10 protein-coding genes are annotated in these 12,120 nt (G+C 53.0%); 6 read left to right on the top strand and 4 right to left on the bottom strand.

All coding sequences use genetic code 11. The features are described from left to right. The first annotated feature begins 415 nt into the window (after positions 1-415). Both PGW97_RS16665 and PGW97_RS16660 read left to right on the top strand, forming a co-directional pair. Positions 416-1,480 carry an alanine/ornithine racemase family PLP-dependent enzyme gene (locus PGW97_RS16665; RefSeq protein WP_273860171.1) on the top strand — a complete coding sequence of 355 codons (1,065 nt, stop codon included), beginning with the start codon at positions 416-418 and terminating at the stop codon, positions 1,478-1,480. A 121-nt stretch (positions 1,481-1,601) separates the two neighbouring features. After that, positions 1,602-3,014, top strand: coding sequence for a YfcC family protein (locus PGW97_RS16660; RefSeq protein ID WP_047885202.1), 1,413 nt, complete (start codon positions 1,602-1,604; stop codon positions 3,012-3,014). Positions 3,015-3,114: 100 nt separating this feature from the next. On the opposite strand, the gene PGW97_RS16655 is transcribed toward PGW97_RS16660, so the two are convergent. Further along, on the bottom strand, positions 3,115-3,243 hold the full coding sequence (locus PGW97_RS16655) for a hypothetical protein (RefSeq protein WP_273860170.1): 129 nt from the start codon (positions 3,241-3,243) through the stop codon (positions 3,115-3,117). 99 nt (positions 3,244-3,342) lie between these two features. On the opposite strand from PGW97_RS16655, the gene PGW97_RS16650 reads away from it, so the two are divergent. The 3 genes from PGW97_RS16650 to tkt all read left to right on the top strand — a co-directional run bounded on the left by PGW97_RS16650 (position 3,343) and on the right by tkt (position 7,425). After that, positions 3,343-3,864: a DUF3016 domain-containing protein gene (locus PGW97_RS16650; RefSeq protein ID WP_273860169.1), complete on the top strand. Its 522-nt coding sequence runs from the start codon at positions 3,343-3,345 to the stop codon at positions 3,862-3,864. Between the two features lie 535 nt (positions 3,865-4,399). Then, positions 4,400-5,350 carry a transaldolase gene (tal, locus tag PGW97_RS16645; protein WP_217393581.1) on the top strand — a complete coding sequence of 317 codons (951 nt, stop codon included), beginning with the start codon at positions 4,400-4,402 and terminating at the stop codon, positions 5,348-5,350. An 83-nt stretch (positions 5,351-5,433) separates the two neighbouring features. Next, a complete protein-coding gene (tkt, locus tag PGW97_RS16640; RefSeq protein ID WP_273860168.1) occupies positions 5,434-7,425 on the top strand; it encodes a transketolase in 1,992 nt (663 codons plus the stop codon). 298 nt (positions 7,426-7,723) lie between these two features. Here tkt and PGW97_RS16635 read toward each other — a convergent pair whose 3' ends face one another. Then, positions 7,724-7,939 carry a DUF1127 domain-containing protein gene (locus tag PGW97_RS16635; RefSeq protein WP_217393117.1) on the bottom strand — a complete coding sequence of 72 codons (216 nt, stop codon included), beginning with the start codon at positions 7,937-7,939 and terminating at the stop codon, positions 7,724-7,726. A 98-nt stretch (positions 7,940-8,037) separates the two neighbouring features. On the opposite strand from PGW97_RS16635, the gene PGW97_RS16630 reads away from it, so the two are divergent. Next, complete coding sequence (locus tag PGW97_RS16630) at positions 8,038-8,976, top strand: LysR substrate-binding domain-containing protein (RefSeq protein ID WP_273860167.1); 939 nt, start codon at positions 8,038-8,040, stop codon at positions 8,974-8,976. Positions 8,977-9,114: 138 nt separating this feature from the next. On the opposite strand, the gene nirD is transcribed toward PGW97_RS16630, so the two are convergent. Both nirD and nirB read right to left on the bottom strand, forming a co-directional pair. Then, positions 9,115-9,441, bottom strand: coding sequence for a nitrite reductase small subunit NirD (nirD, locus tag PGW97_RS16625; RefSeq protein ID WP_047884895.1), 327 nt, complete (start codon positions 9,439-9,441; stop codon positions 9,115-9,117). Continuing rightward, positions 9,438-12,053 carry a nitrite reductase large subunit NirB gene (gene nirB / locus PGW97_RS16620; protein WP_273860663.1) on the bottom strand — a complete coding sequence of 872 codons (2,616 nt, stop codon included), beginning with the start codon at positions 12,051-12,053 and terminating at the stop codon, positions 9,438-9,440. The genes nirD and nirB overlap by 4 nt, the downstream gene beginning before the upstream one ends. Positions 12,054-12,120 lie beyond the last annotated feature (67 nt).

The following is a 12,120-nucleotide window of genomic DNA, read 5'->3' as shown; positions in this document are numbered from 1 at the left end:
GTTCTCTACTCAGTGTTTGAAAAATGCGTATTGTAAATATTTTTTTGCGTTTAGCGAGTCAGAATCAGCTCACAAGGATTTAGGACTCCAACATTCATTTTCATATCCGAAGAAAATCCGTTCTCAAAAAAGCACTTACGTTTTTTGTCTACCTCATTTTTGGTGGTTCAGATTTGCAAGCTGTCAGCTTTCACCGCCAGCAAGGTCATCAGTCATTACACGTTGTCCCCTCTCTATTTTTTCACCTGTGCGGCACTTTTTTCTTGGTCTGCCCAGTTTCAGCGCGGGTGTACTTTGCCTTCTGCCCATTAACATTAAAATCCGGCAAAGTATTCTTGCCATTTCCGTCATTTAACCCCGTCCAAGAAAAGCGCTAAATAACCACCAGAACAAAAAGAAAACAAAAGGTGATTCAATGCGCTCTTACCCTAGAATCAACATTCATTTAGATACGATCACAGAAAATACCCGTCAGATGGTCACCGCATGTGCCGCTCATGGTGTCACACCTGCCGGTGTCACCAAACTGGCTTGCGCTCTGCCTGAAGTCGGTAATGCTATCCTCGCCGGTGGCATTACCCTGCTGGCAGATTCACGCCTCAGCAACCTCAAAAAACTCCAGCCGCTGCGTGCCCAGACCTTGCTTTTGCGCCTGCCGGCCCTGAGCGAAGTGGAAGAGGTTGTGCAATTTGCCGATATTTCCCTGAACTCTGAACGCGTCACTCTTCAGGCGTTGTCCGAGGCAGCACTGGCTCTGGGAAAACGCCACCAGGTTATCGTGATGCATGACCTCGGGGATCTGCGGGAAGGTGGTTTCTATGAAGAAGAAACCCTGTCACTGTGCCGGGAGGCCACCCGTTTACCGGGTATTGAACTCGTCGGGCTGGGTACCAACCTGGCTTGCTATGGGGGTGTCGAACCGACAACCGCCAATCAAAACCAACTGCTCGCCCTCGCCCGTCAGGTCGAAAAAGAAAATGGCCTGCACCTGAGCTATATCTCCGGGGCCAGCTCAGCCGGACTGGGCCTGATGATGCGCCACGAACTGCCCGCTGGCATCAATCAGCTACGGCTGGGAGCGTCCCTGCTGATGGGCATAGGCCTCAATGACGATCCGGTACCGCACACCCGTCAGGACACCTTTCAACTTGAGGCCGAGATCATTGAGATCAAAGTCAAGCCGTCTGTACCGGTTAATTCCACTGCGCTTGATGCTTTCGGTAACAAGCCGGAGTTTGTCGACCGCGGCTTGCGTCGCCGGGCCCTGTGTGCCATCGGCAAGCAGGATGTTGATATCCATGAACTGATGCCGGTTGATAACCAGATCATTATTGTGGGGGGCAGCAGTGACCACCTCATTCTTGATATTGACGACTGCGAGCAGCACTACGAAATCGGCAGTACCGTTAAATTCAACCTGTCATACGGCGCCGTGCTGCAGTGCATGACCTCGGAGTATGTGTATAAGCACATGATCTAACAAAGTAGTTTATCCAAGCCGCTGCTCAGAACCCGAGATTCAAGCGATGTCACTTAATCGATGTAAATCAAGCAACTGACCTCTGAACCCGCAGTCCGGAACGGGCTGCTAAGGAAGCACCATGTTAAAAATAAAAAAGTTTCCCAATACCTTTACTATCCTGTTCTTCCTGATCGCCATGTTTGCCATGCTGACCTACATGCTGCCAGCAGGAAAATACATTCGTGAAATGAACCCTCAACTTGGGCGAGAAGTGCCGGTACCCGGTTCTTACCATGTCATTGACAGTTCCCCGCAGGGGCTATTTGATACCCTGATGGCACCTATTTCCGGCTTTTACGATCCAGTGTCAGGCGTCATCGGTGCGATTGATGTCAGCCTGTTTGTCCTGATGGTCGGCGGCTTCCTCGGAATCGTCACCAAAACCGGGGCAATTGATACCGGGATTGCCCGTATCATGGTGCTGCTCAAGGGGCGGGAAATCTATATGATCCCGATCCTGATGGTGCTGTTCGCTTTAGGTGGCACCTCGTACGGCATGGCCGAAGAATCCCTCGCCTTTTATGGTTTGCTCATACCCATTTTTATGACCGCGCGTTTTGACCCGCTGGTTGCCGTCTCCGTGATCTTTATCGGGACAGGGATTGGCACCCTTGGCTCGACCATCAACCCGTTCGGCACCGTTATCGCGTCCAACGCGGCCAGCGTCGATTTTATCAGCGGTATCGAACTGCGTTTTGTGATTCTGGCTGTCGCCCTGTTTGTGGGTTGTGCCTACGTCATGCACTATGCCCGCAAAGTGCAGCGTGATCCGAACGCCTCGTTGATTGCCCACCTACGTAAAGACCATGAAGCCCACTTTCTGGCGGGCAAACCTACTGGCGATAACCTGGCCCCTCTGACTCTGGCACAGAAAGGTGTACTTGTTCTGTTCATTCTGACCTTCGCCATCATGATTTACGGGGTATCCGTCCAAGGATGGTGGATGGCAGAAATGGCCACTCTGTTTATTTTCATGGGGATTTTATGCGGTCTGGTCGGACGTTTGAAAGAAGACGAATTGATTAACTCGTTTGTTGCTGGGGCTGCCGACCTAATTGGGGTGGCACTGATTGTCGGGGTTGCCCGCGGGATTGTCGTGGTCATGGAAGCGGGGAATATTACCGATACCATTCTGAGCTACGCGGAAACGCTGGTCGCCGGTAAAAGCAGTATTCTGTTCATCAATACGGTTTACTGGATTGAAATGTTGCTGTCGTTTATTGTGCCGTCAACATCCGGACTGGCCGTGATGAGTATGCCGATCCTTGCTCCACTGAGTGACTTTGCCAACACCGGCCGTGATTTGGTCGTGACTGCCTTCATGAGTGGCATCGGGACCGTTCTGTTTATCACCCCCACTTACGGGGTACTGATGGGCGGCTTGGCGATTGCCAAAATTCCGTACATCACCTGGTTGAAGTTTATCGGTCCATTGGTCGCATTCTTCGTGGTACTGAACGGTATTGTACTGTCAATCGGCGCAACCCTTTAAAATAAGAGAAGCCTTGGCACCAGCATTGATGTCGCTTGGCATTTTATCTGGAAAGGCAAAGTACCACACAGCATAAACACACGCCAATGCATCTATGCATCTATGCATCTATGCAGTAGCGCATTAACGCAATAACGTAAAACGCACCACCGCCGCACCGTCCCAGCCTTGTCAGGACGGTGCGGTTGTTTTCTGACTGAATCTCGCCTGAACTTGTCTGTTTTTTCATCACACACTGTCCTGAAAGCTGGCATACTCGATGAAGCCGGCGCACTGCACTAAGGTAATAAAACAGTAGCCGGACATCTTCAGTTTCCGGGAGGCAACCATGAACAAACGTATTCACCTGACAGCCTGTTTATTGTCTGGCGCATTCTTCGCCGGGTTAAGCTCTTCAGCATGGGCAGAGCCAGATTTCACCTTTCAATCTCCCCCTGCCGTCGTTGTCTGGAGCCAGACCGACACATACCGCGATGTTGAAGCCGTCGACGAAGTGCAGTCGCGTTTTGAGCAGCGGGTCTTTAAACAAATATCAGCGTTTTTCGGTGAGGCCGCCAAATCCAAACTGACCGACGAAGAGACACTGTATATAGAAGTCACCAACCTGGATCTGGCTGGTGATGTACGATTTCGGCCGGGAGTCACTCGCGAATTGCGCATTCTGGATGACCTGACGCCTCCCCGCATCACATTCAGCTACAAAATGATGAAGGGTGAGCAGGTGCTCAAGCAGGGTGACGAAAAACTCTCCGACATCAACTACCTCAATAGCGTTATCGGCCCGGCAAGAGATCGGCCTTTTGCCTATGAAAACCAGTTAATTAAAAACTGGGTAAAGAAAACACTTTGAATTGAGTAATGGCCTGACATCCCCGACATCAGGCCCCATCGACTATTCAGGCGAAGTAACTGCTTTATTTTTGTTACTGGTGCGCACAGCTATCACCGCGCGCTTCAAATCGGTTTTTCCTCCTGCCAGCCCTTGTACTGAGCATATTGCGCCGGGTAGTGAAAACTCTCAGCCCGGCGCTCACCACCCAAACCTGTCGTCAGGGAGTGAGCATTTGATCACAACATGGATCATATGTTCGCAGCGGTAATTCCTGAACACCGATAAACAGTCAACATAAATTCACCAGATTTCGTTCACCCACTGCGGATTATATGGCTGTAATGAGATCCTATCGGTGTTTATCTGGAATTTTCATTGACAAAGTTTCATAAAATGCTAATTATCGAAGCATCAATTGTTCTTCATAGATCCATTTGCTCAACATCAGGATATGATGGTTAGGGGCGGAATATGAAGGAAACGTAATCGCGGATTTACTAGCTACACTTTAGGCTAGGTCGAGACAAGCCCACACAGATTAAGGTCGAGAGATATGAGCACTAAATTGGAACAACTGCGCGCGCTGACTACTGTTGTTGCTGACACCGGCGACATCGATGCTATTAGCAAGTACAAACCTCAGGACGCGACCACTAACCCTTCACTGATCCTGAAAGCCGCTCAAATCGAAGAGTACGCCCCGCTGATTGAACAGGCCATTGCTTACGCAAAAGCACAAAGCGATGACAAACAACAGCAAATTGCTGATACCTGTGACATGCTGGCAGTAAACATCGGTAAAGAAATCCTGAACGTGATTCCTGGCCGTATCTCGACTGAAGTTGATGCTCGTCTGTCTTACGACACTGAAGGCAGCATCAAGAAAGCCCGTCAACTGATCAAAATGTACAATGATGCCGGTATCTCGAATGACCGCATCCTGATCAAACTGGCTTCGACCTGGGAAGGTATCCGCGCTGCAGAAGTACTGGAAAAAGAAGGCATCAACTGTAACCTGACCCTGCTGTTCTCATTTGCCCAGGCACGTGCGTGTGCAGAAGCCGGTGTTTTCCTGATCTCGCCATTCGTTGGCCGTATCATGGACTGGTACAAAGCCAAAGAAGGCCGTGATTTCGAGCCATCAGAAGATCCAGGCGTACTGTCTGTAACCAGCATCTACAACTACTACAAAGAACACGGTTACAACACTGTGGTAATGGGTGCGAGCTTCCGTAACACGGGTGAAATCCTGGAACTGGCAGGCTGTGACCGTCTGACCATCAGCCCGCAACTGCTGCAAGAGCTGGAAGAAGCTCAAGGCGACGTTGTACAGAAACTGACTCCGGCGACCGACATTAAAGAGCGTCCAGCAGCAATGACACACGCTGAGTTCCTGTGGGATCACAACCAAGACCCAATGGCGGTTGAGAAGCTGGCCGAAGGTATCCGCAACTTCGCGGTTGACCAGGGCAAGCTGGAAGCAATGATTGCTGAGCGCCTGTAAGCGTTAATGAAATTTCAGAAAGCGGCCCTTCATCGCCGCTTTCTTCCTTTTTTATCGACTCAAATTCTATAGTGGAAACCAATATGGAACGTAAAGAACTGGCCAATGCAATCCGTGCCCTGAGCATGGACGGTGTGCAACAAGCTAACTCTGGTCACCCGGGTGCCCCAATGGGGATGGCTGACATCGCCGAAGTGCTTTGGCGTTCACACATGAACCACAACCCTCAGAACCCACAGTGGGCTGATCGCGACCGTTTCGTCCTGTCGAACGGCCACGGCTCGATGCTGATTTACTCTCTGCTTCACCTGACCGGTTACGATCTGTCTATCGATGATCTGAAAAACTTCCGTCAGCTGCACTCGAAAACCCCGGGTCACCCTGAGTACGGTTACGCACCGGGTATCGAAACGACGACTGGTCCGCTGGGTCAGGGCATCACCAATGCCGTAGGTATGGCGATTGCGGAAAAAGCACTGGCTGCGCAGTTCAACAAAGACGGCCATGACATCGTTGACCACTTCACCTACGTGTTCATGGGCGACGGCTGTCTGATGGAAGGCATCTCTCACGAAGCGTGCTCACTGGCCGGTACTCTGGGCCTGGGCAAACTGATCGCATTCTGGGATGACAACGGCATCTCTATCGACGGTCACGTGGAAGGCTGGTTCTCCGACGACACACCAAAACGTTTTGAAGCATACGGCTGGCACGTTATTCCAGCGGTTGACGGTCACGATTCTGACGCGATCAACGCGGCAATCGAAGCGGCGAAAGCCGACCCTCGTCCAACCCTGATTTGTACTAAGACCATCATCGGTTTCGGTTCACCAAACAAAGCAGGCTCACACGACTGTCACGGTGCACCACTGGGCCATGACGAAATCGCGGCTGCCCGTGAATTTCTGGGCTGGAACCACGGTCCGTTTGAAATCCCGGCAGACATCTACGCTGAGTGGGATGCAAAAGAAGCGGGCGCTGCCAAAGAAGCGACCTGGAACGACAAGTTCGCGGCGTACCAAGCGGCTTACCCTGAGCTGGCTGCCGAGTACAAGCGCCGTGTTAACGGTGAGCTGCCAGCGAACTGGGAAGAAGCGACCAGCGCAATCATTGCTGAGCTGCAAGCCAACCCAGCGAACATCGCATCCCGTAAAGCGTCTCAAAACGCGCTGGAAGCGTTCGGTAAACTGCTGCCGGAATTCATGGGCGGCTCAGCTGACCTGGCACCGTCTAACCTGACCATGTGGTCTGGCTCGAAGTCTCTGGAAGCGGGTGACTTCTCGGGTAACTACATCCATTACGGTGTACGTGAATTCGGCATGACTGCGATCATCAACGGTATCGCCCTGCACGGCGGTTTCGTGCCTTACGGTGCCACCTTCCTGATGTTCATGGAATACGCCCGTAACGCAATGCGCATGGCCGCTCTGATGAAAATTCAGAACATCCAAGTGTATACGCACGACTCTATCGGTCTGGGTGAAGACGGCCCGACGCACCAGCCGGTTGAGCAAATGGCGTCTCTGCGCCTGACGCCGAACATGAGCACGTGGCGTCCGTGTGACCAGGTTGAATCTGCGGTTGCCTGGAAACTGGCTATCGAGCGTAAAGACGCGCCATCAGCGCTGATCTTCTCGCGTCAGAACCTGGCGCAGCAAGAGCGCTCTGAGGTTCAGGTGGCTGACATCGCGAAGGGTGGTTACATCCTGAAAGATTGTGCCGGCAAACCTGAGCTGATCCTGATCGCGACCGGCTCTGAAGTCGAGCTGGCTGTGAACGCAGCAGCGGAACTGACTGCCGAAGGCAAGCTGGTTCGCGTGGTCTCTATGCCATCGACTGACACGTTCGACAAGCAAGACGCGGCATATCGCGAAGCAGTGCTGCCATCTGACGTGACAGCACGTATCGCTATCGAAGCGGGTATCGCAGATTTCTGGTACAAGTACGTCGGTTTCGACGGCCGCATCATCGGCATGACCAGCTTCGGTGAATCTGCACCGGCTGGCCAACTGTTCGAAATGTTCGGCTTTACCACTGAGAATGTCGTCAGCACAGCGAAAGAGCTACTGGCGTAATTCCCGGTTGGCGTCAGCACGCCAACTTTCAAAATGAAGAATCAAACCCGGCTACTGGCCGGGTTTGTTTTTTCTGGCGCGGGGTCATTGCGGTTTGGGCCTCCGGTTTTATCCCCTTTCGACTTTCCTTCTCATACCCATCTTATTCCCCCCTCCTATGCTCTCTGGCATTTCACCTGATTTTTTTTCGTTACTGATTTCTTTGCATCTATTTTTGCTGCTTTTTATCTTCTGCTCCCTGCTGGCGAATACCGATTCTGATCGCACTTCTGTGAAACGACTCTCTGGGACAGTGGGTTTAAGGTCGCTTGTGCGCCAGCTCACTCGCGGTCGGCCGCGCTGCATTAGCAATTCCGTCCAGCCCCAGATCATCGCGCAGGTGCTCGGGGATATCTGACAGATACTGCAAATTTCGGCGCTGCTGTCGCCAGCTTTTCAATAAAGACAACCCACGCTTAACTGAGTTAACCACTTGCTTAACGGTCGGAAATACAGGGTCATACATTGTCATCATCTTTTAATCGCCTATTCATCTAAAATGTATGATTTATTTTTGTTCACCGACGACGTATGCTCAAACGATTGATTCTGGCACTCAGTTAAGGAAAACTTATGTCAATACCAGGTGACCCGCACAAACGTATGCCCCCGTTGCAAGGTTTGTATTATTTCTATCAGGCGGCGCACCTTGGCAGCTTTAAAGCCGCAGCGGATGCCCTGTTCGTGACGGCGGCGGCCATCAGCCAGCAAATCCGGCTGCTGGAAGAATGGCTGGGAACGCCCCTGTTTTATCGCCAGCACCGCAAGGTGGTGCTGACCCCTGAGGGGGCGATTTTGTTCGAGCACACGCAACAAGGATTTAGCTCGATCCAGAATGGCGTATGGCTGATAAATAACGATCCTGAGCCGCACAGACTGGCACTCTCGACCCTGCCCTCCTTTTCCCAACATTGGCTGGTTCCACGTATGACCAGTTTCCGGGAAGCACACCCGTCGCTGTCCGTTCTGGTGGAATCCAAAAATGAGCTGAATTCCTTTGAAAAATCATCCGTTGACCTTTGTATTCGCTACGGGAAAGGCCAGTATGCCGGACTAACCAGTCAATGGCTGATGGACGACCTGCTTTACCCGGTTTGCCACCCGCTTTATCAGGCGCAGCATCAGCTCCACACGGTCGATGACTTGCAACGCGCTCACCTGATTGGCGATATCTGGCCGGATATGGACTGGGGGCGCTGGCTGTCACTGGTCGGTGCCAGAGGCGGCTGCTCAGCATTGGCCTATGACGGTGCCAATTATGTGCTTGAAGGGGCATTATCGGTTCAGGGAGTGGCACTGGCTCGCCACAGTCTGGCCCACCGCTATCAGGAAGAAGGGAAACTGGTCAGAATAGGCAACATTGCCGTGAGGCCGGCTTTTCGCTATCACCTGTGTGCGCCTGAGGGATATTTCCGCCGCGAAAAAGTCATCCAGTTTTGCGAATGGATCCGCCAGCAGGCTGACGACTTCCGGCAAACCTGGCCTGCGGAGCTGACAATTATCGAGGGGTAAGCTGTAACGTCAGATTGAGCACCCTCTTTCACATTGCCGATCAAACTCCCAACCGATAAGTCAGGTATGGCACTCGCCCCGCTCGCCATCAAACCGCAGCGGGGCAAGTGTCAACACAGCGACGACTTCACCCAGATACTACGACCTCACCCAGATACTGCCGTCTTCCACTTTGACCGACCAGGTTGCAAGACTGATCGCCGGCTGTTCCAGGCACTGCCCGGTGCGCAAATTGAAATGCTGTTTGTAGAGGGGCGAGGCCACGCACAGCTCTCCCTTGAGATCGCCAACAATCCCCCGCGCCATCACATAAGCCTTCCCGATAGGGTCCCAGTTATCCAGCGCGAAAACAGCAGGATCCTGAGTCGGTACGTAAAACAGCGCCAGTTGCTGGCCGTTTACAATCGCGCCCATCCCGGTGTTCGCCACCAGCGCATCCAAACCACAGATTTTTATCCAGCTCATACTTCCTCCCTGGCAGCCGCTGCAACCGCACTGTCTGCCGCTTTGCTACCTGCTTTTGTCGTTAGGTCTAGCTGCCGGACAGGGATACGCTGCCCGCGTTCGCGCTGATACGCTGGGGGGGAAATCAATGCTTGAGATTGCCCGTCTGCCTCCTGACTTTCTGCGTTAACAAAACGGCGGAACCGGGCCAATTTATCCGGTGTAGATAACGTGGTTTTCCACTCACACTGGTAGGTGTCCACCACATGGGCCATCTGCTGCTCCAGCTCGGCATGAATCCCCAGGCTGTCATCCACCACCACGCGACGTAGGTAGTCCAGCCCGCCGTCGAGGCTTTCCAGCCAGACGGAGGTGCGCTGTAAACGATCTGCCGTCCGGATATAAAACATCAGCACCCGATCAATCAGCCGCACCAGATCTTCCGTCGACAAATCCGAAGCGAGTAAATCCGCATGGCGCGGCCGCATACCGCCGTTACCACAGACATACAGATTCCAGCCTTTGTCTGTGGCAATCACACCAATGTCCTTACTTTGCGCTTCAGCACATTCGCGGGTACAGCCCGATACAGCAAATTTGAGCTTATGGGGTGAGCGCAGTCCCTTGTAGCGGTTTTCGAGCATGATGGCGAGGCCGATGGAGTCATCGACCCCGTAACGGCACCAGGTCGAGCCGACACAAGATTTCACCGTTCGGAGTGATTTGCCGTAGGCATGGCCGGTTTCAAAACCGGCATCAATCAGTGCTTGCCAGATATCCGGCAGTTGCTCAAGCTGAGCTCCGAACAGATCGACCCGCTGACCGCCGGTGATCTTGGTGTACAAGTCATATTTTTTGGCCACTTCGCCGAGCACGATCAGTTTGTCCGGGGTAATTTCCCCGCCGGGGATACGCGGCACAACCGAATAACTGCCGTCTTTTTGCATATTTGCCAAAAATGCATCATTGGTGTCCTGCAAAGGCTGGTGCTGAGGTTCCAGCACATGCTCATTCCACAATGAGGCAAAGATGGACGCTGCGGCAGGCTTACAAATATCACAGCCCAGCACATGGCTTGTGTTTTGGTGATGATTCAGATTCGAGCCCTGGCCATAACGGCTGATCAGTGTTTCAAAACTGCGGATTTTTTCTACCCGAGCCAAATGAAACAATTCCTGGCGGGTATAGGCAAAGTGCTCACAAAGATGCTGGTTCACTTCCATTCCGAGCGCCGCCAACTCTTCATCGAGAATGGTTTTCACCATGGTGCTACAGCCGCCACAACCGGTGCCGGCCTTGGTGCAACTTTTCAGTTCTGACAGCTCATGCATCCCGGCCTGCACCGCCGCCGCAATATCACCCCGGGTCACGTTGTGGCAGGAGCAGATCATGGCTCCGGGATCCTGTTTGCCTTTCAGCACCGAGCAGTCAAACAGCAGCTCCGCCGGGTGAGCAGGCAGTGGCATCTGATTCAGGTAACATTGCAGCAAAGCGTCGTAATCCTGATTATCACCAATCAGGATAGCCCCCAACAGCTGATCACCCGTTTCATTGACCACCAGCTTTTTGTATACGCCGGCACGCATGTCCTGCAGCACCATTTCCTGACAATCGTCGCCCTGACCGAGCGAATTGCCTATAGCTGCCACATCGACGCCCAGCAGCTTCAGTTTGGTGCTCATATCAGCACCGCCGAACGTCGCATCACCGCCGAGGATCTGATCTGCCACAATACGCGCCATACTGTACCCCGGGGCGACCAAGCCGAAAATACGCTGCTGCCACAAGGCACATTCGCCAATTGCGTAAATATTGGGATCGCTGGTCTGACAGGCATCATTGATCACGATACCGCCGCGTTCACCCACCGCCAGCCCGCCCTGCCGGGCGAGGGAGTCCTGCGGGCGGATCCCGGCCGAGAACACAATCACGTCCACCTCCAGCGGATCGTGATCCTTAAAGTTCATTCGGTGATAAGCCGTCTCCCCATCCGAAATAGAAGTGGTCGCCCGGTTGGTGTGAACCTGCACACCCAGCTCCGACACTTTACTGCGCAACAACGCACTACCCGTGTCATCAATTTGCACCGGCATCAGGCGCGGTGCGAACTCTACCACATGGGTTTCCAGCCCGAGCAACCGCAGGGCATTGGCCGCTTCCAGCCCCAACAACCCGCCCCCTACGACAGCGCCGCTTCTGGCACCGGTACACGCGGTTTTGATTGCCGATAAATCGTCTAAAGTCCGGTAGACAAAACAGTTATTCCTGTCGCTGCCGGTTAAAGGTGGCACGAACGGGTAGGATCCTGTTGCCAGTACCAGCTTGTCATAGGCCAGCTGGCTGTCGCCCGCCAGCGTGACCCGCTTTTTCTCACAATCAATAGCCACGACCGGCTCGCCCAACAGCAGTTCAATGCCGTTTTCCTGATACCAGGCTTCACTGCTCAGCAGCAGCGCGTGATGATCATTGCCGGAAAAAAGGGAGGACATATGTACCCTGTCGTACGCGACAAAGCGTTCCTCGCCCAGCACCACAATCTGATAACGTTGCTGGGCATTTTTCGCCACCAACTGCTCAATCAGGTGATGGCCAACCATGCCGTTACCCACCACCAGTAATTTTTCTCTTTGCATCAACATTTTGCTCTCCTGCCTGTTGGCTGCCATCAGCCACTCTGCCTTAACGCGGATTTTCCGTATC

The sequence above is a fragment of the Photobacterium sp. GSS17 genome (assembly GCF_028621875.1).
Taxonomy (GTDB): domain Bacteria; phylum Pseudomonadota; class Gammaproteobacteria; order Enterobacterales; family Vibrionaceae; genus Photobacterium; species Photobacterium ganghwense.
Note: the sequence above shows the minus strand (reverse complement) of the source record. Positions and strands in the feature narration are given on the sequence as shown.